Here is a 24,370-nt window from a genome sequence, read left to right as displayed (position 1 = left end):
CTTTACCCAAAATATTTAGCTACCAGCTTAGCAACGCCGTTATTAGCTAAATCAACTTTTGCATGCTTCACCCAATATTTCCATGTTTGCCTATACACGCCAACCTCCGAAGCAACCTCACCTAGGTTAACGTCTTGCTCTACATACTTCTTGCGCTCCCATAATCTCAAAAAAACCACTAGATGATATACACTCATAAGTAGAGATAAAATCAACCCATGTAAGCCATCACGATATCCTTTATGCGCAAAATAACGATTAAAAAACTCACGAAGCGGCATGATAATAGCGTCCTTCCAGTTAAATACATATCCATCCTTTAGTAAATTATCTGCCTCGCTGTGAGAATACACTACCAAAAGCTTTTGAAAAAATTGGTCTACCGTCTCGTAGTTATAGTGCTGAATATGACCTTTAAGCTGCTCTGTTTTACCTTTCACCTCTACCATCTCATGAACATGCTTTTGGGCAAACTTACCTCTGTCTCTACGAAATAATCTTAGCTGGTAGTCTGGATACCAACCCGTGTGTTGTATCCACTTACCAAAAATAATGTTCTTGCGGGGAATCCAGTAACCACTAACATCACCTCGTAACTCGTAACTCGTAACTTGTAACTCTTTTAGAATCTCTTTTTTTAGCTCATCTGTAGCTCTTTCATCAGCGTCCAAGCTCAATATCCAATCACCAGTAGCTTTACTAAATCCATAATTCTTATTTACATTGAGCATTAAGTTATTAGGACGAGAATAAACTTCATCCGCATACTTCTTGGCTATTTTGGCTGTATCATCCGTCGAGTTATTGTCTACAACAATAACCTGGTCTGCCCAAGTAACAGATTTTAAACAATCCTCAAGCAATTTTTCTTCATTGTAAGCTGAAATAACTACTGATATTTTATTCATATTAGCTCCTCATAATCCCAATTATAGTCACAACCTCTGCCTTTAGTTTACCCCAAAAAAACAACCGCAGCATCATAAGATATACAGCTATTAATATTAACCCCGTGCTAACTAAGCCAACAATACTATAGTGACGAGCAGTTGGTAAAAACAGACCAACCAATAACATCACGATGCTAGATAATAATGCGGGTGTAATATTAGCTAGTACATCAAACGTAAAATGTTGCTTACTAACTTTAATTACAAGATAGATAGTAAGACTAATCAACACTGCTGATAATGCCACCCCTTCCAGCCCAATTATGTTCACTAATAGTATACCCAGTCCCCAGGTCAGCACTGTCCAGAGAATCATTAATTTTAATGTTACTGTAACTTTACCAACTGCATTTAAAGCATTAGTTAAGGGAGTTGAAATACTAGCAAATACCGCTGCAATAACAAACAAGTAGAAAGAGAAAAGTGCCGGTTCCCACTTAGTATATTTAGGAATTACGTATATTAATGGCTTCATCAGTAATATAAGTCCTATCGCCATCGGAAATATTAATATTGAAGAAAAAAACATCGACTTATTAATCCCCTTACGTAGCTTATCTGCCATACCTTGCAGACGAGAATAAGTAGGAAAGGTTACTCGAATAAAACTATCCATAATTAATCTCAATGGTGTATCTGCCCATTTCTTTGCCCAGCCAATTAAACTAATCTGCTCAAGCGGCAACACAGTCCCTAGATATAGCGTAAATAAATCATCTTTTATAAGTCCTAATAGACTATTGGCCTGAAGAGGAATACCAAACGATAATAATTTCTTAAGAACCTTTGAATTAATACCAAAGCGCGGCATCCAGGGTGACACAATATATATCATCACCAAACCAACAATAGCTCTACCTAAAACCGCATACGTTAAGCTTTCAATCCCAAACCCTTTCCAGGCTAATAACACCGCTATGACATAAAACGAGACAACCTCAAATACCTGCGGAATAACCAATATACTAAACTTCAGATCTCTTTCTAGAAGAATAGAAGGAATTGTCTTTAACGATGACAAAATAAATGCCAAAACTAACACTCTAAATAGAACTACCCCTTGCTGATCAAGACCATATATTCCGGCAACCCAAGAAGACAGCAGCAGAGCTATGGTTGAAACACCCAATACCATCAACTGCTGTACTGTAAACGTCGTTGCCAGATCTTCTTTAGTTAACGCCTCTTTCTTTTGAATTAATGCTCCAGCAAGGCCAATGTCTGAAAAGTAGTTCAGAAAACTAGAAGCTGCCTGCACCACGATAAATACTCCGAATAACCTCAGATCAAGATAAATCGTCAATAAAAAGAAACCAACACTAGATATAAGCTGCAGTAGACCTGTTCGCGAGGTTAAAGCTAAAATACCAGCAACCGATCTTTTTTTGACATCATGGAGCTCTATTTCAGCCATGTACTGATTTTATCACTACTTTGAACTTATATTTGAACCTGTGTGCTTCCGGACAATCACATGTGGCTACTTTTTAGCTTTTAGTTGTTTTATATGGTAGAAATAATAATCAGCATCTCTATCTTTGAATTCAAGCACTTTGCCACTATCTACATAGAACCCAGTTTTCTCCTTAATTAGCATATAGTTACCTTCATGTTCTCCAATAAATATCTGAACACTATTTATTATATATATGACCCAAAAACTCACTACCACATATTTTACAATTATATTGCCTCTATTAAGCAAAAAATTTATTAAATATGCGATTATTAATATCGCCACGTACCTTGAAGCTGAAAAATAATAATGCGTTAATTCTCCACTATAGGTAGACAAAAATAACCACGGAATAACAACCCATAATATAGCTAGATAAGACAATAATAATGAGTTTTTGCTTGGCTTTGTAAAATAATATATACCAGCAAATAGGGGTAGTACTAAATATACCAGTGGAGGAAAAAACTTATATTGGAGAATCATCTCAAAACTAATAAATCCATCATGAGCAATTTGAAGGACTCTTCTTAAGTGAAAACCGTGAAAATAAGTACCAAAATATGTAAGAAATTGACCTCCACCAGACGAGTTAAAAAATACACTATAGAGCATAGGTGATAAAAACAGCAGAAATATTATTAAAGATATAATATATTTGGATAAATCCTTTCTAACATCCGGGAGAAATGGGAGCATTAATAGAACTAAAAAAGGATAGAAAAATGATACAAAGTGGACGTGAAAGCCAAACCCAATAATCCCTGCAAGCCAGATTAAATACTTACTGTTTTTACTTACTACTAGTCGATATAAAAAGTAAAAAGTTATATACGAAATAATTGGTATGAGGATATAAGCCGCTTGAACTCGCTCTGACTGAACCATAATCGGTGAAAATACATAAATCGCTAGCGCTATACTTGCAACTTTCTTACCCATGATTTTCTTAGATATTAAATAGAAAATAAACATACTTACGATGCTGACTACTCCAGCAAAAATACTTGCAGCAATTGGATCTAGGCTTGTTAGCTTATAAAATGGAACAGCTAAATAATAGTAAAGCGGACCCATTGTCATAGATGTATTGCCTTTTATTGGAACTCCCTCTATTAATAATTTATTTCCTTCGAGAAGATTAAAAGCAGCCCAAGCTGTATCCATCTGATCCCAGCCTAGTTCCGTACGCTTAGCTAACTCATAGAAACGCAAAAAAATATGAAAAGCTGCTAAAAGAAGAAATATTAATCCATATTTATACTTATTAAAACGTCTATGCAAATTCATTTAGTCTAACAATATTTGATTTTTTTAATTACCTTCCAAGGTCTTGTCTTCCATAACCTAACCAATCCCTTAATATCACCCATTGCCGTTGGCAGTACCCGAACTGTGGAACCCGGAGTATCTACCCAACGCACAGCTTCTTCATATATCTTATAACCACTCTTTTCTGCAATGACTAGAAGCTCTGTATCCATAAACCAGTCATTATCTTCTATATGAGGAATCAGCTCCATAGTAGCCTTTTTTGTCATACCTTTAAATCCACACTGCGCATCCGAAAAACGCGTCATAAATAGGATCTTGATCATTAGGTTGTATGCTCGAGAAATAAATTCTCGTCTCAGTTCGCGCTTTTCTACTTCCGAACCTGGCAGCAAACGGGATCCAATCGCAATATCCGCACCCGACGTCAATGCCTTAACTAGGGGTGTTAAATGCTTAAGATCTGTAGATAAATCAATATCCATATACATTACTATATCTGCCTTGCTTTCAAGCCAGAGCTGTTTAACAGCTCTTCCTCTCCCTTTTTTGGCTATGCGTACGTAATTAATACCATTTTTTTTTGCTAACTTCTCACCAATAGAAGCCGTGCTATCGTTTGAGGCATTGTCAGCTATGGTAATATCCCAGCTGTAATTTGTTTGAGTATCTACAAACTTACGAAGCTTAAGCGTATGAGCTTCTAGCTCATCCTCTTCGTTATATACAGGTAACACTATTTCAACAGTAGGTTTATGATTTTGCATATTTAACTAGTAAGACCAATAATACTCCTAAGCTTATAACTGAAGTCAAATTTGCTAGTGTTCTGACTGGAGTATTTTCCAATCTTAACATAACATTATGAGCTCCAGTTGGAACAGTAATACTGATTCCACGAGTTAGTCTTTTAACAGGAACCTCTTTTCCATCAACATATCCTTTCCAACCTGGAAAATAAGCTATATCCATTGATATTTCAGCAATTTCAAGAGCTGTGATATTAAATTTAAGCAAATTTGATCGATCTTCAGTTATGTCTGCATCAAAATTCACTCTTCTTAATGAAATATCTTCTTCTCTCTGGGGCTGGAAGAAATATTTTGGTAGGTATTCATCTGACTTTTCAGACTTTAGCCAACGCAAATTATGATCGCTAGTTATTGCCTCATCGTCTAATAAATAATACTCACTAGGCATAAAGTGTAATAATTCCAGTTTGGGTAAAGCTCGAACATTTACTGTAACTAATATAAAGATCACCGCAACCAGCACCATCCCTAGTCTATATTTTTGAACCACCATACTAACTCCTCCGGCTATTACAGATAGGGCAAAACCCGCATACATTAACAAACGCCAAGGAAATTGCACATATTTTAAAGGGGGTAGCCTGTCCCAGATATTTTTAGAGATTGGAAGCATCATAAACACAGAGCCAATAAATAACAAAGTTAAAATAGCCAGTAGAGGATAATACTTCTTATCGCGCTTATATAAAACCCATACCAATGCCACTAGAGCAGTTATTATGTGCACTTTACCAAGCTTAAATGACATTCCATCTTGCTCACTCATAGGTGCCGATCCAGCATACCCCCAGACAGAACTCCAGAGCTGCCACGGCTCCACAAAATGATCACCGTAATAACTACCACCACCAACTACTTTATTAACTTGAGTAAAATTATTTTCCGTAACAGCCGGCATCCAGAAGAATGCAGACAGGCATAACCCTATTAATAATACAGTAACTTGCGATTTGTTTATACGCCTAACAATTAGTCCATAAGTAAACATATATATAAGGACAAGCATGGTTATCAACATCGCACTGATATTGTGCGACAGTATAATTCCCGAGTACGTCAATCCACCAATAAAGATCCACTTTTCAACCCGCTTGCTGTTCAATTTCAAAAAACTCAACACAAGTAACGGTAATAAAGCATAGGCATAATACTCCCCTACTGCTCCACGCACGTATATTTGAACTGCGTGATAGGGTAGGTATACATATAAGACAGCCGAAATAATACCACCTACCTTCCCCCATATTTCTTTACCCAATAGATACATAGATATCCCTGAAATTAAGATACCAATTCCAAACATCAACTTCGCAGAGACTACTAAGCTCAGTCCAACTATATTAAAAAAAGCCCCAATATAATAAGGTAGAGGACCATAAAAATTAAACAAAGGGTATCCATAACCATAACCCAAGTCGTACACCCAACGCACTGGGAATTGACCATCCTTTATTGCACTTGCCATTTCATAAATTCGCTCGACCTGTAAACTGTCGTGCACTGGAAAATATCCAGATCCCAATAAGGATTTAATCGCAAAAAAAGACGATAACAATACTAATACAATACCTATATATTTTGTTAAGTTTCTTTCCATGACTTAAACTGCAATGCAGCTAATGCAAATAGTGAAATAACTGAAATAAGATCTGCAATCATTCGTGGTGTTGTTTCCTTGAACACTACTTTAACCCGATGCTGACCTGCAGGTAGCTCTATATTCATTGTTCCTTTTTCTGAGACCTGAATATCTATTTCTTCGCTACCTTCGATAGCCATCCAACCTGGAAAATATATTGAATTAATTTCTACTATACTAGGAACATCTAGATTTGCCATAAATTCTATTAGATGCCCCTTTTCCTGCATTGGTATTATCTCTCCACCACCATCTATAAGTTGAACCTTGTACTCTGCGTGAGCCATAAACTCCTGCCCTACCCAAACCGGCATATATTCATTCTTTATCGTTGATGATGATTCGTTCGTTGCATAAAATCCTTCTCCCTTATCTACAATTTCTACAGCTGTCAATACTGGAATGGCAACTATTAATAATAAGACTATCAATATAGCACCCACTCCTCTCCTTAATCTACCTGGTAATCTGTCATTAATATATGCAGCTAACAAAGCTAAGCCGGGTATCGTAACTGCAAGCATACGAAAAGGAAACTGAACAAAGGTTACCGGTAACACTGTCCAAACCAAACTACTTAATGAGGTACTAAGAAAAAGACCAAGGGCCACTAATCCCCAAGATAATATAGACAGCTTAGTACGATATCTAAAGATAATTCCTAAGGACAGCAATAAAATCGCAACATTTAGATATCCAAACAGCTTAATATCAGCAAAATGATTCATCCATACTGAAACAGTGGTACTAGTAAAAACTGTATATTGTAAGTCATAGATCGCTGGCACCCAGAAAAAAGCTGACAATCCTAATCCAAAAAGCACATTTAGCATCAGCTCTCTTCTGCTAAATTTAGAACGAATGTACATATAGACTATTAAAGCTGGAAAAAATAACACAGCTAAAATATTATGAGATGTTATTAGAGCAGCTAGGCCGATGGCTGTCCAGAACCTACTTCTGTGCTCAATTGACCAAAGAACAAACGGCACAACCCCCAGAGCTACAATCTCACCTATGGAGCCTCTCCTATAAAGATCAAATAAGATATATGGATGATAAACATATACCAATGCTCCCACAAGCGCGCAAGTGCGGTTAAACATACTCTTTAGCCACAGATAGGTAAATGCAGATGCAGAAGCTACACTAACTCCTAGCACTAACTTAATGGAGGTAACAAAACCAAATCCCAATAGCTTTGGTAGCACTGCCCCATACATATATGCTGGATAATTAAAGTTGGCAACTGGATAACCATAATTAAAGTTCAGCCTACCCAACCAGCGTACAGGAAAATGCCCCTGAGAAAGTGCTTGATAAAAAGCAGTAAAACGAATGATAAACCAATCCGCATCGTCCGTAACAGGAAATCCTACTTTAAACAAAGGCAGAAGAAGAGGAATTACTAGTATGAGTACAAAGGCTAAAAAGAAATACTGCTTACGATTCATTATCCTTAAGCTTCCAGAGCCTTAATTTGCGAGTTGTATTACTGCCTTTATTCCACTCACCAATTAGCTCTGCTTTCCATTTCCAAGGTAGCTCTTGCTCTCGATTCGAAATATAATAAACTGGCTCTTGATCAATCTTTTCTTTCATCTGATCTGTATATTCACTTGGGACAGGCCACATTCCAATAATTTCAAGTTTTGGATCATCTACGAGATAAATCTCAATACCATACGGTAATAAGCCAAAATTACCCTCAGTAAACACCGTAATTTCTTTATCTTGAACCTCTTTAGCTAAGAAGTCCACTGACTCTCTAATTCCCCAACCTGATGGCCAATCGTTAACATATTGACCAGCGTCAGATCTAGGCAAAGGTGCCGTAATAATACTCAGCAATATCTTAGCGTCAAAATACACTAAGTAGCTAACCAACAACACATATATCAGAACTAGAACCATTTTGTGTTTAATTCGCTCAGTCATATAATTTAAGCTCCATGCTGCAAGAACCAATAGTGGCATTGTCATAAATAGGACAAAACGAGGATAAAGAACTTTACCAAATAGAGCCAATCCAACCAAAGGAGCACTAAACATTATTAAAAGTAACAGCTTAACCCTCGTCTCTTTCCAGAACAAAACTAGTGCTTCAATAACTGGTAGGAGAAGAGACCAGGTCATATAATGTGTAACCCAATCAAGCTCTCCTCTTAGGTTTCCATACAAAAAGCGGAAGGGATGTTCTTTCCACTCTGTAAGTGTATACAAAAAAGTCGTATCTTTCTGAGCTATCATATGAAACCAAGGTGAAAGTCGCAGGATACTGTAGTATGCCTGGGAAAGAAAAACCGCAAATAATGCAAATATAAACCATGTCAGAAGTCGCATATTTCGATTTTTCTTTTGCCAATCAAATAGTAAAAGTGTTACTGGCAGCAGATAAATATTAAGGAAACCGCTCGTTTTAGTCAGAGTCGCTCCACCCAGCACCATGCCAAACAACAACAACACATCCAATCTGGGACGCCGAGCCAGTATTACAGCTAAATACAGTGACCAAACTGAAAACATCGCCACCATCGAATCCATGAGAGCCATTCGATCATACATTAATCCAAAGGGATAGATTAAATACAAGAAAGATGCGATTATACCTGTTCTCGTATTCTTAAAAAGTTCTCTAGCCAGTAGTCCAATTCCTACTAGTGTCCCAGCTCCCGCAAATACAGATACTACTCGTCCAGCTACGACCGGATCACTCACAAAACGTAACATTATCATGGCCCCCCAAACAAAGAGAGGTTGTTTACCGTCAGTTAGCGAGATAAATCGCCAACTTGCATCTTGATTAGCAATCTGCGCCCAACGTATATAAATAGCCTCATCGGTAAATATAGGTAATGCTGTTAAATTAATAAGTCGTGTAACAAAATACAAGACCAGAAAAATAACAATACTTATAATAAACGTCTTATTTTTTTGGATGTCTTTGAACATAATAAAACAATACAACCATTATAGCTGAAGTAACCAATGGAATAACAGTAACCCAGAATTTAATCGTGGGCACCGGCGGATCCCAGTTCCCCAGATAAAGAAATGGGGTATAACGCAATAATAGTCCAAAAGACAAAGCTACCCCAGGTATAAAGATAAATTTGCGGTCTACATTCAAACTTATAAGCGGCGCAATCCAGATCCAGTACCAAGGCAAAAATTCTCGCCTTGTTAAGACCAAACCCAAACCCAACAACATCAATGCCAAGGATAATAGTCTCCTAGGTCCAAACACTGCAAGCGGTAACAAAAAGACAGACATCCATTTTATTCCCACGGATATTGAAAGTGTAAACACACCAAAGAGACGTTCTTTTTTCTGCCAGAGATATATCGAAAGCAACATCCAAAATGCCATGACCACATCGTTATGACCACTAACTAAGCTCTCAATAATGACAAGTGGATTAAGCGCAAAAGAAACTACTGCCGCTTTCCAGTAGCGATAATTTATCCGCTGCATAATTTTTGCAATCAAAAAACTTGAACCCAGGTATCCAGCTACAGACAGAAGCTTAAAATTAATTATGAGTAGCACAATTTTATTAAAGCTGATTAGATACATAGGTAAGGTCAAAAGTATCCAGAGAGGTGGGTAGGTTCCTGGTATATGTATCCAACGCATAAAGTTAAGCCATGGATCATCGGGAAAATTCATCGGTGGAGCAAAGTATGGTAACTGACCATATTTAATAATTGTTTTAGCACTAAACATATAGTTAAAGATGTCATGCGAAAAAGCAGGAAAAGAAAAAAGCAGCACAACCCCTGTTAAGATAATAATATGAAATAGATGCTTCGTACTTAAAAACTTAGACAAGGACAGCCGAAGGAATAAAGTATATTGCGTATATAGTGCCAGAAGAATTAAAATAAATATAGCCGTAGACAAGGGGCGCTTATAATATCCAATATACATAAACCATTTCTGTATGCCCTGCCAAATTGACACACGTGAGAGTGTTAGATTTAGATCTATCTGTGTAAAGGAATAAAGAAAGAGCAGCAGAACTGTTATAAAATAACTTGCAACTAAGATCTTAACTCCGGGTCGCATTGTTTAACGATATTTCCCCTGCAGATCAAATAATTTTATGCGCATAATGTCCTTAAGCCCATTCCAGGAGTCTCTAATAGGACTTACTCGTCTCGTCTCAACATAGTGCCATTTAACCTGAACCTCTTTAATCTTAAATCCAAGCTTTCTGGCAATAAATAGTAGCTCAACGTCAAATCCAGCAGTAACATTTGACCCTTTAATCTCCTTGTCACCTCCATATAGCTTAAGTTTTTTTACAAGAGTAATTGCTACATCCTTCTTAAATGCCTTAAAACCACATTGAGTATCGTTAATATCGCTTAAACCAATTAAACTACTGCGGATAAACGCAAATCCAGGACCCATTAAGCTTCTAAAAAAAGGCGCACCTTCGCGTTTGCGATTACGCGAACCAATTACAATATCGTATCCTTTCCTAAAGTATGGTAAAAACTTCTCTACCTCGCCAAGTGGCGTAGATCCATCAAGATCAGAAAACAGTATATAGTCACCTTTTGCACGCATAACACCAGCAACAACTGTACGTGCTTTACCTTGATGTACTCGCTCAATTAGCTTGAATTTTGGCTTGTTTTTTATGTATTTCCGTACCAACTCCGCAGTTGCATCTTGTGACCCGTCATCAATTATCAACACTTCCCAGGATAGGGTCTGCTTCTGTAGATAATTGTTTACCTTTTCTAAAGCTCCAAACCGAATATTCTGCTCTTCATTGTAACAAGGAATAACAATCGATAACTGTGGCGCTTTTTGTTGCATAGCTTGATTTTATCGCACATTATCCTCTGTAGCAAAGTCTTCTCCTTGATACGGCACAAGTCTATACACTTCTAGAAACGAAACCTTCCAGCTCGTATCAATTTGAGCCCTACCAAAACCAGCTATCTCCCATAACGGATGACCAAGTGGTTCACAAGGTAATGTTTCGCAAAGCACATAAAGCTGATCAGTAACAGTCTTCCTCTCTGGGTCAACTTCATCGAATTCAATCGTAACTGAGGGATTACCCCAGATCTCAAATAAATAGCGATATGCATGGTCTGAATTACCACCAGTAATAAGCGCAAAGTTAAACGGTTTACCGTCTGCATGATTAAAAATCGAGCGACTAATCATCGATACCTGATCAAACTGATTATTAGGCGGAAACTGAAATGGTCGACCCATCCAATTAATCCAGATTAATAGCGCCAATGCAATAGCAGCTATGGGCTTAAGTAATTTCCTTTGCCAAAACACAACCAATAAATTAGCAACCAATAGAAACAATAAGGGAAAAACTAATACAAAATAATAATCATAAATACTCTTTTGATACAACATAAATAGACCCAAGCCAAATACCATCCACAACAGCATTAGCAAATGGGGCTTACTTTTCTGCATACGGACATATCTAAGTAGCATAAATATGCTTAAAATAACTACTAACCAAACGCTAGTTTTCCAGACAGTAATTACCCAGTCTTCGTACTTATAAAACTGTTCAGGTGGAGGAAAGTTAAACAGTACTCTAGCAAAAGAACGAAACAACACGTCTCTCATCGTTAATATTGATCCAGATAAGCTCAGACCCACATCTCCTTCTGTTGTTACATAGTGCCAAATTGTCTGTGTATTTGGAAGTTTATTTTTAAACTCAAATCCTATAAACGGGATAAGTGGAAGAATCACACCCAGAACAAAGGTACGTAACTTTATAAACAACATTTTTTCCCGATACAGATAGAGATATATTAATGAAACAGGCAGCATGAATAGAAAGAGATAGTGCAACTGAATTCCTACTCCAAACGAAATCCCTGCTACAAACAACCACCTTACCTTTCGTGACTCTTGTGCTTTCCACAGTGAATAGATATACAGCAAAGAAAAAAAAGGGACAATGTTAGGATTCCATGACGAACGCGAGTGCGCAACAACAAGAGGCGCGATAGCATATAACAAAGCCGCGATATACCCAGTAGATCTTGACACAAAATCAGTTCCCACTCGATACAATAGATATATTGTAGCCACACCAAATAGCGCTACCATTACAGCCGGTCCAACCGGATTAAGATTCCATAACCACAAGAAAGGAGCCATAAAATAATAATAGATTGGACCTAAGAAAAATCCTCCCACAGAAGCTGTTGGACCCAAAAAAGTAATATCATGGTCTACAATCATTCTCTTAACCACCAGAACATCTCTCCCCTCATCACCTAAAAAGGTCATGTAACCTCCTATGTTCCACAAACGAAGATAAGCGGATAAGAAAAGAATAGCAAAAATACCAATCGTTCCCCAGTGACGATAAACAAAACCCCTCATGCTTATATTAGCTTTTCCATATAATACGGTTATACATAACATAACTATATGGAACTATAAGTATTAAAGACAATAGTAAAAATAGGAACCTCGTATCTACTCCAAACATGTTGGTGCCTATGCCAACGATAAGAGCTTGAATCACAATAGCCCCCACAGCAACTCCATTAAACCTTAAAAACTTCATTCGTAATCCGTCGCCCCTCTTAATACTCTTATGTGAAAAACTCCAAAAATTATTAAACATAAAATTTGAAACAATCGCAAACTCTGCCCCAAATGCAGCTGCAATTCCAGGATGAAATCCCAATCGATAAAATACTTCAAGCCCTATCAGGTTAACTGTAAAACCAACAACTCCAACAACTCCAAATTTTACAAAACTTGAATTTAAGAGGATATACAACAGCACGTTCGAGATATATTCAAGAGGAATGAATTTTGACTCACCGTGCTTTCTATCTACAAAATTTAACGGTACTTCCCCAACTTTGTACTTTGCATTAAGAGCTCTATGTAAATATGCCATCTGAAATGTGTAGCCTTTATACTTATCTAAACCATCCACTATGTTCTTAAATACTTCAACCTTAATCGCCCTATATCCACTACTCCAATCATGAATGGAAGGAATCATGAGGCCAAAACGAATTATTAAATTCCCAAATATCGAAAATAGCTTACGCTGCCATGCCCAATCAGCTGGAATTGACCCACCTGGTATATATCTAGCTCCAACAACAATATCTGAGCCTTGCTCAATCTTGCGTAAAAACTGAGGTATTAAAGAAGGATCGTGAGATAAATCTGAATCCATACTAAAAAATATATCAGCGTGAAGCTTGGATTCTGCATATTTCATACCACGTATATATGCAATTCCCAGGCCTTGTTTTTCCCCTGTAATAAGCTCTATATTTGAGTACTTTTTTCCTAACTTATTGACAATTCCTGCTGTATTATCAGGTGATTTATCATCAACTACAAGAATTGAAAAAGTATAACTAGAAATAGAAGTAAAGACATTCTGGAGCTGCTCAATTACTAAGCTAATATTATCAACCTCGTTATATGTAGGTAAGATAAATACTACACGCGGTTTTTTTTTCACACTCGTTCCCGCCAGTAATTAAGTAGGTCTTCTAGTGTTTGCTCAAACTTATACTTTGGCTCCCAGCCAGTAGCCTTTTTAAATTTAGTCGCATCGCCCTGTAGGATTTCAACATCCGATGGTCTCATTCGCTCGGGATCTTCCTCAATCTTAATATCTTTTTTACTCATACCAAGTAACATATCTAGCACCTTCTTAATCTGCCACGTTTTACCCGTTGCAATGTTGTACACTTCTCCAGGCTCTCCCTTTTCTACTGCTAACAAATACGCCTTTACCATATCACGCACATCTGTAAAATCACGATATGATTCAATATTGCCAACTTTCATTATTGGACCCTGTTTATCTGCTTCAATTAAAGCTATTTGCTTAGCAAACGTTGAACACACATAGACATCTCCGCGTCTTGGGCCAGTATGATTAAATCCACGAGTTCTAATAATTCTCACGCCATAACTTTTGAAATACTGATAACCAAGATAGTCCATGGCTATCTTAGAAACTGCATATGGTGAAAGCGGTCTAAGTGGATTTTCTTCTGTTATCGGCACTTCATCGGGTTTTACCAAACCATACTCCTCTGAAGAACACGCAATCTGCACAACGGGATCAATATTAGCGCGTCTAATTGCTTCAAACAAATGAATTGAACCAGACGCATTAATTTCCATCGTAGTTGCTGGACTACTCCAGGAAGTAGGCACAAATGCCTGTGCAGCTAAGTGGAAGATATACTCTGGCTTTACCGTCATAAAAACTGTCTGCAAACTATGAGAATCAGAAAGATCCGCATCATACAGTTTAAGCTTATTCTTAATATGATCTATATGCTCGGTTTTACTTCTAGGTCGAATTGTACCTACTACGTCATAACCTTTATCCAGCAACAGCTCTGCAAGATGGCTACCTGCAAAACCTGTAATTCCTGTAATTAAAACTTTTCTTGCTTTATTCATTGCTACCTACGGATTACCTCCGGCCCACACCTATATAATTAAACCCTAGTTTCTTTGCTTCAGCTGGATTAAAAACATTCCGCATATCTACAATATTCGGCTGACTAACTAACTCTTTTATCTTAGCCAGACTCACTTGAGAAAACTCACGCCATTCCGTTAGTACTACTACTATATCAGCATTTTTAACTGCTGAGAAGATATTTTTAGCATAAATTGTCGCTTCTGGCAAGACTCTCTTTGCATTTTCAGCTGATTGGGGGTCAAAAGCTATCACACTAGCTCCTTCTTTAAGCAACTTAGATATAACATGAATTGCCGGCGCATCACGCATATCGTCAGTATCTGGTTTAAAAGCTAATCCTAAAATGGCGATTCTTTTATCCTTTAGTGAACCAAGCATATCTTCAATTTTCTTAACCACTCGATTCTTCGCGTCTTCATTTACCTCGTGAACCGCCTCCAGAATCTTAAAATCATAACCAGCTTTCTTTGAAAAAGAGATCAATGCCTTTACATCTTTAGGAAAACAGCTTCCACCATATCCAGGTCCTGGATTCAAAAAGCGCTTTCCAATTCGCTCATCCAGTCCTGCCCCTTTTAGAACTTCTGTTGCATCCGCTCCAACTAGCTCACTTACAAAAGCAATGCTGTTAGCAAAAGATATTTTGGTAGCTAAAAGCGAATTAGAAGCATACTTAATAAGCTCAGCCGAGGCAATATCTGTTAAGACCCGCACTCCTCCGATTGGGTCATGCAATTTTATCAGTACGTCTTCTGCTTGCTTAAAATCTGTTCCAATAATTACTCGATCAGGGTATAAAGTGTCAGATATTGCTGTTCCCTCTCGTAAAAATTCGGGTACAGATGCAATTTGATACTGAGCTTCTGGCTTAGCATTCTTCTTCAATATTTTCCTTACTTTAAAATTTGTTCCTACGGGAACTGTGCTCTTGCAACCAACGACAGTGTGACCAGAAAGAAGTTTACCAATATCTTCCGCTACCGCAAAAACCTGACTTAAATCTGCTTCACCATTTTCTTTACTTGGTGTCCCTACAGCTATAAACACCACATCTGCTTCAGGCACGCCTTCCTCCATGTTCAATGTAAACCTTATTCGTTTTGCCTGAACGTTCTTTTTTAGAAGCTCTTCTAAACCAGGTTCGTAAAATGTGGGTACTCCATTGTTCAGTTGATCAATTTTCGCTTTTGTTCTCCCAACACAGATAACCTCATTGCCTAAATCCGCAAATACGGTAGCTGTAACGAGACCCACATAACCATGACCAATAACTGCTAATTTCATTTTAATTGTTCCTTAATAATACCAAGACCATCTTCTAGTGTCTGCATCTGCAAACCTAATCTAGTTATTTTACCATTATCTGTAACTAACTTTAACGGGCGGGGAGCCTTTCCGAGAAATAGATCCTCTAGTTTTACTGCGCGAACCAGGGTTTTGTCAAATCCAAACAATTCTGCAATGGCTGTGGCCATTTCGTAAGGTGTCATTGAGTCTGATCCTACGCTATGGAATATACCCACTTCATTATTAGTAATAAATGCTTCAATCACATTCGCCATATCATCTATAAAACCTGGTGTGATCATCCAGTTACTTACAGCATCTACCGATTTACCTTCTTTTAGTGTATTTAGGAAGAAACGTACCACGTCTGATCGCTCAAATTTAGCCCTGTAAGGAAAAGATAGACGCAATATGGCATAGTCAGTTAATTTTTCTTGAACGACCATTTCTGCCCTAAGCTTTGTTTCACCATACCAGTTAATAGGATTAGGTTTAGACTCTTCCGTATATCTATCCTCAAGGCCAGAAAAAACAAAGTCCGTGGATATATGAATTATGCGCTTACCAGTTGCCTTGACCGCTTTAACTATATTTTCTGTTCCAGTAACGTTTACTCTCCAGCTTAAGCTATTTTCCCCGTCATTTCTTTCTTTCTCACAAGCATCAACATTAGTTATTGCAGCCATATGCAACACAACCTTTGCGTCTGATGCTCCAATTCTTTCATCTACCTGATCTATATCCGTAATATCTACTTCCGTATCTAAACTAAGATCTTCAAAGTCATATTTATCTTGCAACAACTCAACAACTCTACTTCCAACCAAGCCAGATAGTCCTGTTCCGAGAATTTTAGTCTTCATTTTTACATTAACACCCGGTGTTAACACCGGGTGTTGTTAATAGAGGCTTCCACCAATTTTCGTTATTTTTATACCAATCTATAGTTAGCTTTAGCGCCTCTTCAAACTCATATTTAGGCTTCCAATCTAGTTCATTCTTAATTTTACTCCAGTCAAATGCGTATCTTCTATCGTGGCCAGGTCGGTTCTTAACAAATTCAATTTTTTCTTCAGACTTCCCCATTAACTTCAAAACGAGTTTGATTAAATCTAGATTATTAATCTCGTCGTGGTACGCACCAACCAGATACGTTTCCCCAACTTCTCCTCTATTAAGAACTGCGTCAATTGCCCGGCAGTGGTCGGCGACATACAACCAGTCCCTTACATATAGTCCATCTCCATATACTGGAACTTGGCGACCTTCTAAAATATTAGTTATAGCTAGAGGTAATAATTTTTCTGGATAGTGGAAAGGTCCAAAATTATTTGAACAATTTGTTATTGTCACGGGCAGATTATAAGTCACGTGATAAGCTCTTACTAGATGATCTGATGCTGCCTTAGAAGCGGAGTAGGGACTACGAGGCGCGTAAGGTGAATTTTCCGTCCACTCTGATTTATCACCTAGCTCTAATGAGCCAAATACTTCATCTGTCGAGATATGATGGAAATGTTTTATCTTCGCTTTTACAGCAGCATCAAGTAATACCTGAGTTCCCACTACATTAGTCTGCACAAATACCGCTGGCCCAGTAATTGAGCGATCTACATGGCTCTCTGCAGCAAAATGGACCACAGTATCTATCTCACCCATTGCTTTTGCAACAATTTGGGCATCTGTAATATCTCCTTTAATAAATTGGTAATTAGGATTGTTTTCAACTGATTTTAGATTAGCCAAATTTCCAGCATAAGTAAGCTTATCGAGATTAATTATCTGATCATCGGGATGAGTTTTTAGCCAATAGTGAATAAAGTTTGACCCTATAAAACCTGCACCGCCAGTTACAAGTAATTTCATATTATTTATTAAAGGCCTTGCCTTTAATATTTTTCATCTCCTCTTTTGTGTAATCTATTTGCTCATCTTTTAGGCTTGGATCATAAAATGGGTCTGGAAAATTAATAAGCCACGCTTCTTCATCGCCGATATTCTCCAACCCAGTTGGAGTATGTGGAGGAATAAATAGTCGCTGAGGATTATCTGAAGATAGAATATGCTCCTCACGTACTCCATTGGCTCCGCCAACGTACAGTATGACCTTCATCTTTCCTTTAAGACAGATATAGCGGGAGGCGCGAATAGTGTGTTCATGATAACCTTTAAACGCACCAGGTGAGGCAGCAGTTAAATAAGCAACTGTCTTTTCTCCATCTTTAAGAAGCTCTATAAGAAAACCATTTTTATCCTTGGAGGAGACGTCGAAGGTCGAAACCCTCTTGATTTCTTCTATTTTAACTTCTGTAACTGAACTAGTATTATCCATTAGACTTATTCTTCCAGTAACTATTTGCTTGATATAAGCTTTTAAATGTCCCCGCATCCGACCAGTAACCAGAAAGCTCTGACCATTTAAGCTTACCTGCTTTGATATAGGCATTATTTACCTCCGTTATCTCCAATTCTCCCCTGTTAGATGGCTTACAGTTTCTTATAAAGTTAAAAACTTCACGATCATAGATATACAATCCAGTTACTGAATAGTTAGAAGGTGGATCCTTGGGCTTCTCTATAATCTCTACAATGGTGTCTTTATCCTTAACATCAAACCGAGGAACACCATATCGTTCGGGATCTGGTACTTCTTTTAAAAAAACAACAGCCCCGTCTGTAAATTCATTTACCGGCTTTGAAATATCTGCATCTGTTGTGTTATCTCCTAAAATTACGGTCAAGGGGCCATTCTCCGCAAAGTCTTCAGCCAAAGACAATGCATCAGCTATTCCACCATCTGGTTTCTCCTGATAAGCATATTCCAGATGCTTGAGCCCTAGCTCGTGTCCATTTTTAAGAACTCTAAGAAAGTGACCAGCATGTGGACCAGAACTTACAACCATAACCTCCTTAATCCCCGCATTTACCAACGTCTGTATGGGATAAAAAATCATCGGCTTGTCATAGACAGGCAACAGATGTTTATTCGTTGCGTGTGTCAACGGATACATTCTTGTTCCCAAGCCTCCTGCTAAGATAACACCTTTCATATTATTATAATAACACCCTATTTAATAAAATAACCCCAAACAAGGCGATTAATCCGTATTCTACCATATGCTTAACATGCAAATCACCCTGCATATAGTGATGCACAATTCCCCAGGAAAAGTAACTCATGGCCATTCCAGCACCAAGATAATACTGCAGCAAAGGCCTACCATTGTATATAAACAGCAGAAACAATCCTGCGCTTAATATAAGTGCAAGTATCAAATAATGTAATGTATGTATATATTTCTTCACTGTTTATATTATCGCACCTGAGCGAGCAAAATATACAATTAACAACGCAGATATCAAAAATATAACATGTGCCCAATTGCGACCAGCTATTCGCACAGTTCGATGCCTAAATACAAAATAGCCATCAATCAATAAGACCATAATTAGAAACGCCAACATTACCAGAGACACTCTTCTTTGAACTGAAAATAGGTCAAATAATGGGCGTTTTTTAACTGATGAAGCTTCATTAACTAACACTTCTGGTGATGCTTCGGAAACTTGACTAGCACCAGCAACGCTTACATCAATCTGGGATATTTTAGCTCCTTTTTCAGTGCCAAACATCTGCACGACCAACGTAGTTTCTTCATTTTGTAACACCCCATCAACAATCGCAAACCCAATATCACTATAGTCATTTTTCAGTAAGTTTTCCCTATGACTTGGTGAGTTCATCCAGGCATCGACTACTCCGGTAGAATGATCAAAATTCTTTGCTAAGTTTTCTCCTGCAACTAGATATTCATAATCTTCGCCCAAAATAAATACCCAGGGTGTAGAGCCATCTGGAGCAGTATGGGCCCAATAATTATTAGCAAACATGTGCTCAGCTTTAGCATGTGCAGCTTTTGACAGTTTTTCATTCAGCTCAAGTGGAGCTAATCCATGTTCAACTCGTTGATTATTCGTTTCAGTCAATAGCTCAATTACTGATACGTCCGTTGCATAGCCTAAGATATTAGGATTTATACTATGAACAAAATTTAAGAAAAACTGAACAATTACAAATAGTGCCAAATATCCTAATACACTCGAAGAGTGCAATAACCTTGCTCGATGATTATTGGAGTAATGCGGTGTAAACAGATGTCTACACGCCCATTTAATACCCATTAAACCATTATACCTAATCTTACGAACAAAGCAAAAGCAGACCTGCCCGCCGTAGGAGGATTATATTTTTCTGCGGATATACCAGCCGGCTGGCAACAATAACGAAGATAAAAGCAACGTTTCAGCTCCCGTCTTAGGGATCTCTTGAATCCCCCCTTTTGTTTGCGTCACAACCTGTGACTTATTTTGAGGAAGCGAATATACACGTGTTCCAGATATTTCCACACCTGGTGTAGGAGTTATAAAAGCAATATCTGCAGGTGTTGGTGTAATTTGCTGTTGCTTTGTACGAGTCTCACCAAAAAATCTTGTGCGTAGATCTTGACCAAGTCTTCGACCAAGCAACACCAAACCTACTACGAACAATAGTCCTAGTATTCCTGCAACAACCTGTGTTCCAAATCCTTTTGGCATAGTGGCAAGAATTATAGCACCAAATATTATAGGTTACAATATTTCTATAAGTCGTAGATCTATAGACTTGCATTGGGATCACGGTCAAGCCCATTAGGATCAACAACAAGCTCATTCCGTCTAAACTTATGATACCCCGCCACCGCAATCATGGCTGCGTTATCTGTTAACAACTTATGGCTTGTGGCAGTAAATAAAGATATGCCATTTTTTTGAGCAACTTTCCTTAATTTTGAGCGTATATAAAGATTAGAAATAACCCCACCACCTAAAAGCAAAGTTTGAGGTTTATATTGGGCGATTGCTCGCTCTAATTTAAAAGTCAGAGAACGGGCAACAACGCGTTGAAAGGCAGCGGCCATATCCTTAATTTCTTTACCCTTAAACTGCTTTTCTTTCTTAAGCTTCTCCGTTGCATATAGAACCGATGTTTTTATTCCTGAGTAACTAAACATAAGGCCTTTATGTTTTATCATTGGCACAGGTAGATCAAATCTATCTTCATTTCCCTCTTTAGCTAATTGCTCAACAATTAGACCCCCTGGATAGCCTATCCCCAGCATTCTACCTACTTTATCAAAAGCTTCCCCAGCTGCATCATCGAGTGTTTCTCCTAAAACCTTATACTTACCCAGATTTTTTACCAAAACCAGCATAGTATGACCACCCGACACTAACAAACCAAGCGCTGGAAACGCTAAACTTGAAAGATCGTTCCCTGTCTTCCCAGTAGAGTTTTGTACAAAAGAAGACAGTAAATGACCCTCCATATGGTTAACTGCAACCAGCGCCTTGTCATATTTTATAGCTAATTCTCGAGCCTGATCAATTCCCACGCCCAGCGCTAGAGACTGCCCTGGTCCATACGTCACAGCAATTACATCAATATTATCTAGACTAAAATTATACTTATTAGCGTGGTATCTGCGAGATACATAGTTAGCTCGCGAAAAAGCTTCAGCTATAACATGTGGTAAACGCTCCTCATGTGCGCGTTTAGCAATAATTGGAACAACTCCACCATATTTTCGATGCAGCTCTATTTGGGAGCTAATAACATTGGAAAAAACTCTGTTCTCCACTGAGATAGCCGCACATGTCTCATCCAAGCTCGTCTCAATAGCCAAGACAACTGTTTTCTTACTCCTACTCATCTAGCAATTTTACAACAATCACTTCGAGAACCCGCTTCTCGATATTTTTTCAGAGTACCAAGACTCCAAGCACCTTCACTTCCACATATCTTTCGGAAAATCAATCAAATAGTTGCCTCGTTAGAATTTCTGAATAGGGGACGGTTCTTGAACAAGCTTTTAATAACGACAATCGCTCACTTAAGAACCGCCCTCTATTCAAAAGTTAATCCGCTACCCTACCTCAAAAAACCAGGGAAGGGATTAATTTTCCATCCGAGAAAAGCATAGGATCTTCGTTCGTAAGATAGCTTTAGCTTCTTAAGCTATAATATGTCTAAATCAACCATAACTAAAAATGAAACTAGAAAAGCAAACTATTACTCTCATTGGTATTTTCGTGATAGCAATAACATCCTCAACTTACTGTAATGAATTACTATCAGAACCAATACTATTTCCACTCACTAATAATAGCCAGCTTGCACCAACTTTTCTTATTACGATGTGTAGAAATATCACAAACCAACCCGAAGATCCACCTAACCTATATTATCCAGTTGGAACACATACAATTACCAGTAGTTCTTTTGTAGGAACATCGAACTTACCAAGCACTAGTACAACAACAACTATCTAGCTTATATTCCAATATAAATGTAAAATGACTAATTGACTTATGGTACTCAGAACAATTAAATTTGTTAAATCTACACAACAAAAAAATATTAGCAATTTACAAAAACGATCGCTTATACCAAATAAAAAATAGGCTGAAAAAAACAAGCTTAATTGTAATAGTCGTTTTATTCTTGCTTATATTAGACTCAATAATTACCTTGAGCACAGGAGCTCCAGTCATACTTAATTTATATAGTGCTACTGTAGGAAATAAGGCTGTATTCCTAAAAAAGTAGAAAATCTCTCAACAGGTGTACATATTAATAGCTATAAGAAACAATTTGGGGAACCAAACCTAATGCAATATATACCTGAGACTGATGGAATTGAGTATGTTTTCATAAACAAATATTCCAATATACAAGCTGTAACTAACAACAAAGAAATAGTTCAAAATTTTAGTATTACTACAACAGACAAAAATTTTAATCCCATAATTATAACTCCATCTGGTAATAAAATCAGATTAGGAAGAGATCACTTTAGTGACAATGTGAACGAGCCATATGATGTTCAAGTTTGCCTAGGTGCTAGAAGAATTTATTATTATGAGGTACACTACGAAGGAAACCCAGGAAAATACCAAACATATGCGTTAGGTGTTAATGATTCAGGAATAATGAACTTTGATGAAAAATCGTTTATGAAGCTTAGTCGTTATTATTGCATCCCAGAAGAATCTGATGAAAAGCCAGGCATAAACACAGATGGACAAAAGAAATTACTAAAAGCTTTTAGGACAAAATCTATAATAAATACATATCAGGAAACATTTAGATTTACTGACATGTATACTGGTTTTTGGGGCATAGGAGCAGACCAAGACGCTATAAGAGTTCTACATAATAAGTAGTAAAGAGAGAGTCACATATAAAGCAAAACCATATATGTATTCTTCAAATTCGCTCAAGCAAATAAATACTTCTCCCTTTCTCAGCTATCTCAGCATAATGGGTCCAAATTTACGTTTGCGAGATAACCCCAAAAGGTCAGACCTTCTGGGTTCAAAAATTCTCAAGCCAAGTTAGTGCAATCTTTGTATTGGGGTCATTAGTTAGTAATTTAGCATTTCTCATTGTTTTCCAGCCAATTTGATAAAACTCTTTTCCAAGTAAGTTCTCATCTGGATTAAACTTGTTCATGTCAAGCAAAATAAAATACCAGATATCATAGTGAAACCTGCAAATTTGCCTATCTGGATGCTCTATCTCTGTCACTGTTAATAGTGAAGGTATATTTCTATACTTTTGTACTGATCCCCACTCTTCCATCATTTCCCTCTCTAGCGCTTCCAAAGGTTGTTCTCCCTTATCCATATGTCCTCCATTAAACAACCAAAGACCAGATTTTCTGTGGTGACCAATAAATACGTGATTACTGAAATTATCATATGCAGCAAAATATACACAAAAATGCGTATAGGGATTTTCTTCTCTACTTACGTTCTCCTTCTGTACCCGACTCAGAAAGTCTCTTTTCGTGTCATCACTGCTCACAACCAACTTAATTGTACTTATAAGAGATTGTTTTATCGAGGTCACATTAGTGATTATATCCTATTCTCATAAAACCGCTCATAAATCTCCCCAAAGAAGATACAATTGGTTCTAATTGGAACTCTTCAACAACTTAAGTAATTAACTTACAATCGATTGTTCTAAAGCAGAAATTCTTTCTTCATGATCATTTATCCTATCGCTCTGCCCTTGTGTTAATATTAATTCTTGTTCTATTCGATCAAGCTTTTCAACCATCTCATCCTTAAACTTTGCAGTATTATTATTGACTTTGGCAACTATATTCTTTCCTTCATCGCGCACAGCCTCAATAACTTCATCCCTAAATTTTCTATTATCTCGTGTCATCTCAGCACGAACCTCATTGTACATTTGGACAAATAGCTTGGAGTCTGTCTTGCTGATCATAGTAGTATGATAACATATTTATTTAACACATCCTGGACACCCGTATTCTAGAAACTAATGCAACCCCTAGGGATTATTAAGGTACTCAGAAAATACTTCCTGAGGTGTTTTGAAATTAAGACGTTTACGGGGTCTG

The 24,370-nt window shown here is 37.6% G+C and carries 25 protein-coding genes; 2 read left to right on the top strand and 23 right to left on the bottom strand.

The genetic code is table 11. The features are described 5' to 3' along the window. Positions 1-2 precede the first annotated feature (2 nt). The 21 genes from CO050_00875 to tsaD form a co-directional block, all read right to left on the bottom strand. Entirely contained in the window at positions 3-908 is a 906-nt protein-coding gene (locus tag CO050_00875; GenBank protein PJC32031.1) for a glycosyltransferase family 2 protein, read from the bottom strand. A gap of 1 nt (position 909) precedes the next feature. Beyond that, positions 910-2,364, bottom strand: a complete 1,455-nt coding sequence (locus CO050_00870) for a hypothetical protein (protein ID PJC32030.1) — start codon at positions 2,362-2,364, stop codon at positions 910-912. 66 nt (positions 2,365-2,430) lie between these two features. Next, positions 2,431-3,696 (bottom strand): hypothetical protein, encoded by a 1,266-nt coding sequence (locus CO050_00865; GenBank protein PJC32029.1) that lies wholly within the window; start codon positions 3,694-3,696, stop codon positions 2,431-2,433. 5 nt (positions 3,697-3,701) lie between these two features. Then, positions 3,702-4,445 (bottom strand): glycosyl transferase, encoded by a 744-nt coding sequence (locus tag CO050_00860; GenBank protein PJC32028.1) that lies wholly within the window; start codon positions 4,443-4,445, stop codon positions 3,702-3,704. Next, positions 4,432-6,087 (bottom strand): hypothetical protein, encoded by a 1,656-nt coding sequence (locus CO050_00855; GenBank protein PJC32027.1) that lies wholly within the window; start codon positions 6,085-6,087, stop codon positions 4,432-4,434. The genes CO050_00860 and CO050_00855 overlap by 14 nt, the downstream gene beginning before the upstream one ends. Then, the gene (locus tag CO050_00850; GenBank protein PJC32026.1) at positions 6,072-7,583 is read right to left on the bottom strand and encodes a hypothetical protein; all 1,512 of its coding nucleotides are present in this window, start codon (positions 7,581-7,583) and stop codon (positions 6,072-6,074) included. The genes CO050_00855 and CO050_00850 overlap by 16 nt, the downstream gene beginning before the upstream one ends. Further along, positions 7,573-9,081, bottom strand: a complete 1,509-nt coding sequence (locus tag CO050_00845; protein PJC32025.1) for a hypothetical protein — start codon at positions 9,079-9,081, stop codon at positions 7,573-7,575. The genes CO050_00850 and CO050_00845 overlap by 11 nt, the downstream gene beginning before the upstream one ends. Next, positions 9,056-10,198 carry a hypothetical protein gene (locus CO050_00840; protein ID PJC32024.1) on the bottom strand — a complete coding sequence of 381 codons (1,143 nt, stop codon included), beginning with the start codon at positions 10,196-10,198 and terminating at the stop codon, positions 9,056-9,058. The genes CO050_00845 and CO050_00840 overlap by 26 nt, the downstream gene beginning before the upstream one ends. 3 nt (positions 10,199-10,201) lie before the next feature. Then, positions 10,202-10,960 (bottom strand): hypothetical protein, encoded by a 759-nt coding sequence (locus CO050_00835; GenBank protein ID PJC32023.1) that lies wholly within the window; start codon positions 10,958-10,960, stop codon positions 10,202-10,204. 9 nt (positions 10,961-10,969) lie between these two features. Continuing rightward, positions 10,970-12,559 (bottom strand): hypothetical protein, encoded by a 1,590-nt coding sequence (locus tag CO050_00830; protein PJC32022.1) that lies wholly within the window; start codon positions 12,557-12,559, stop codon positions 10,970-10,972. Beyond that, complete coding sequence (locus CO050_00825) at positions 12,525-13,628, bottom strand: glycosyltransferase family 2 protein (GenBank protein PJC32021.1); 1,104 nt, start codon at positions 13,626-13,628, stop codon at positions 12,525-12,527. Before CO050_00825 ends, CO050_00830 begins: the two co-directional genes overlap by 35 nt. Continuing rightward, on the bottom strand, positions 13,625-14,587 hold the full coding sequence (locus CO050_00820) for a GDP-mannose 4,6-dehydratase (GenBank protein ID PJC32020.1): 963 nt from the start codon (positions 14,585-14,587) through the stop codon (positions 13,625-13,627). The genes CO050_00825 and CO050_00820 overlap by 4 nt, the downstream gene beginning before the upstream one ends. A 13-nt stretch (positions 14,588-14,600) precedes the next feature. Beyond that, the gene (locus CO050_00815; protein PJC32019.1) at positions 14,601-15,896 is read right to left on the bottom strand and encodes a UDP-glucose 6-dehydrogenase; all 1,296 of its coding nucleotides are present in this window, start codon (positions 15,894-15,896) and stop codon (positions 14,601-14,603) included. Continuing rightward, complete coding sequence (locus CO050_00810) at positions 15,893-16,762, bottom strand: hypothetical protein (GenBank protein ID PJC32018.1); 870 nt, start codon at positions 16,760-16,762, stop codon at positions 15,893-15,895. The genes CO050_00815 and CO050_00810 overlap by 4 nt, the downstream gene beginning before the upstream one ends. A gap of 7 nt (positions 16,763-16,769) precedes the next feature. Further along, on the bottom strand, positions 16,770-17,765 hold the full coding sequence (gene rfbB, locus CO050_00805) for a dTDP-glucose 4,6-dehydratase (protein PJC32017.1): 996 nt from the start codon (positions 17,763-17,765) through the stop codon (positions 16,770-16,772). Position 17,766: 1 nt separating this feature from the next. Further along, the gene (locus CO050_00800) at positions 17,767-18,288 is read right to left on the bottom strand and encodes a hypothetical protein (protein ID PJC32016.1); all 522 of its coding nucleotides are present in this window, start codon (positions 18,286-18,288) and stop codon (positions 17,767-17,769) included. Beyond that, positions 18,224-18,949 carry a spore coat protein gene (locus tag CO050_00795; GenBank protein PJC32015.1) on the bottom strand — a complete coding sequence of 242 codons (726 nt, stop codon included), beginning with the start codon at positions 18,947-18,949 and terminating at the stop codon, positions 18,224-18,226. The genes CO050_00800 and CO050_00795 overlap by 65 nt, the downstream gene beginning before the upstream one ends. Positions 18,950-18,953: 4 nt before the next feature. After that, positions 18,954-19,205 carry a hypothetical protein gene (locus CO050_00790; GenBank protein ID PJC32014.1) on the bottom strand — a complete coding sequence of 84 codons (252 nt, stop codon included), beginning with the start codon at positions 19,203-19,205 and terminating at the stop codon, positions 18,954-18,956. A gap of 3 nt (positions 19,206-19,208) precedes the next feature. Beyond that, entirely contained in the window at positions 19,209-20,081 is an 873-nt protein-coding gene (locus CO050_00785; GenBank protein ID PJC32013.1) for a hypothetical protein, read from the bottom strand. Between the two features lie 60 nt (positions 20,082-20,141). Next, positions 20,142-20,495 carry a hypothetical protein gene (locus CO050_00780; GenBank protein PJC32012.1) on the bottom strand — a complete coding sequence of 118 codons (354 nt, stop codon included), beginning with the start codon at positions 20,493-20,495 and terminating at the stop codon, positions 20,142-20,144. A 59-nt stretch (positions 20,496-20,554) separates the two neighbouring features. Next, the gene (gene tsaD / locus CO050_00775; protein PJC32011.1) at positions 20,555-21,649 is read right to left on the bottom strand and encodes a tRNA (adenosine(37)-N6)-threonylcarbamoyltransferase complex transferase subunit TsaD; all 1,095 of its coding nucleotides are present in this window, start codon (positions 21,647-21,649) and stop codon (positions 20,555-20,557) included. Between the two features lie 337 nt (positions 21,650-21,986). Here tsaD and CO050_00770 point away from each other — a divergent pair, with 337 nt between their 5' ends. Then, entirely contained in the window at positions 21,987-22,268 is a 282-nt protein-coding gene (locus CO050_00770) for a hypothetical protein (protein PJC32010.1), read from the top strand. Between the two features lie 339 nt (positions 22,269-22,607). Further along, positions 22,608-23,162, top strand: a complete 555-nt coding sequence (locus CO050_00765; GenBank protein ID PJC32009.1) for a hypothetical protein — start codon at positions 22,608-22,610, stop codon at positions 23,160-23,162. Positions 23,163-23,313: 151 nt separating this feature from the next. Here the strand turns inward: CO050_00765 and CO050_00760 are convergent, their stop codons facing one another. Together CO050_00760 and CO050_00755 are read right to left on the bottom strand one after the other, a co-directional pair. Beyond that, entirely contained in the window at positions 23,314-23,862 is a 549-nt protein-coding gene (locus CO050_00760; GenBank protein ID PJC32008.1) for a hypothetical protein, read from the bottom strand. An 84-nt stretch (positions 23,863-23,946) separates the two neighbouring features. Then, positions 23,947-24,234: a hypothetical protein gene (locus CO050_00755; GenBank protein ID PJC32007.1), complete on the bottom strand. Its 288-nt coding sequence runs from the start codon at positions 24,232-24,234 to the stop codon at positions 23,947-23,949. Positions 24,235-24,370: the final 136 nt, after the last annotated feature.

Source organism: Candidatus Roizmanbacteria bacterium CG_4_9_14_0_2_um_filter_38_17, assembly GCA_002788855.1.
GTDB lineage: Bacteria > Patescibacteriota > Microgenomatia.
Note: the sequence above shows the minus strand (reverse complement) of the source record. Positions and strands in the feature narration are given on the sequence as shown.

Coding starts and splice junctions, on each gene's coding strand:
- CO050_00785 (PJC32013.1), bottom strand. CDS start 20,081: ATGGGTATTAAATGGGCGTGTAGACATCTGTTTACACCGCATTACTCC.
- CO050_00845 (PJC32025.1), bottom strand. CDS start 9,081: ATGTTCAAAGACATCCAAAAAAATAAGACGTTTATTATAAGTATTGTT.
- CO050_00810 (PJC32018.1), bottom strand. CDS start 16,762: ATGAAGACTAAAATTCTCGGAACAGGACTATCTGGCTTGGTTGGAAGT.
- tsaD (PJC32011.1), bottom strand. CDS start 21,649: ATGAGTAGGAGTAAGAAAACAGTTGTCTTGGCTATTGAGACGAGCTTG.
- CO050_00820 (PJC32020.1), bottom strand. CDS start 14,587: ATGAATAAAGCAAGAAAAGTTTTAATTACAGGAATTACAGGTTTTGCA.
- CO050_00860 (PJC32028.1), bottom strand. CDS start 4,445: ATGCAAAATCATAAACCTACTGTTGAAATAGTGTTACCTGTATATAAC.
- CO050_00780 (PJC32012.1), bottom strand. CDS start 20,495: ATGCCAAAAGGATTTGGAACACAGGTTGTTGCAGGAATACTAGGACTA.
- rfbB (PJC32017.1), bottom strand. CDS start 17,765: ATGAAATTACTTGTAACTGGCGGTGCAGGTTTTATAGGGTCAAACTTT.
- CO050_00770 (PJC32010.1), top strand. CDS start 21,987: ATGAAACTAGAAAAGCAAACTATTACTCTCATTGGTATTTTCGTGATA.
- CO050_00840 (PJC32024.1), bottom strand. CDS start 10,198: ATGCGACCCGGAGTTAAGATCTTAGTTGCAAGTTATTTTATAACAGTT.
- CO050_00850 (PJC32026.1), bottom strand. CDS start 7,583: ATGAATCGTAAGCAGTATTTCTTTTTAGCCTTTGTACTCATACTAGTA.
- CO050_00765 (PJC32009.1), top strand. CDS start 22,608: ATGCAATATATACCTGAGACTGATGGAATTGAGTATGTTTTCATAAAC.
- CO050_00865 (PJC32029.1), bottom strand. CDS start 3,696: ATGAATTTGCATAGACGTTTTAATAAGTATAAATATGGATTAATATTT.
- CO050_00795 (PJC32015.1), bottom strand. CDS start 18,949: ATGAAAGGTGTTATCTTAGCAGGAGGCTTGGGAACAAGAATGTATCCG.
- CO050_00835 (PJC32023.1), bottom strand. CDS start 10,960: ATGCAACAAAAAGCGCCACAGTTATCGATTGTTATTCCTTGTTACAAT.
- CO050_00875 (PJC32031.1), bottom strand. CDS start 908: ATGAATAAAATATCAGTAGTTATTTCAGCTTACAATGAAGAAAAATTG.
- CO050_00800 (PJC32016.1), bottom strand. CDS start 18,288: ATGCGGGGACATTTAAAAGCTTATATCAAGCAAATAGTTACTGGAAGA.
- CO050_00830 (PJC32022.1), bottom strand. CDS start 12,559: ATGTTATGTATAACCGTATTATATGGAAAAGCTAATATAAGCATGAGG.
- CO050_00855 (PJC32027.1), bottom strand. CDS start 6,087: ATGGAAAGAAACTTAACAAAATATATAGGTATTGTATTAGTATTGTTA.
- CO050_00870 (PJC32030.1), bottom strand. CDS start 2,364: ATGGCTGAAATAGAGCTCCATGATGTCAAAAAAAGATCGGTTGCTGGT.
- CO050_00815 (PJC32019.1), bottom strand. CDS start 15,896: ATGAAATTAGCAGTTATTGGTCATGGTTATGTGGGTCTCGTTACAGCT.
- CO050_00755 (PJC32007.1), bottom strand. CDS start 24,234: ATGATCAGCAAGACAGACTCCAAGCTATTTGTCCAAATGTACAATGAG.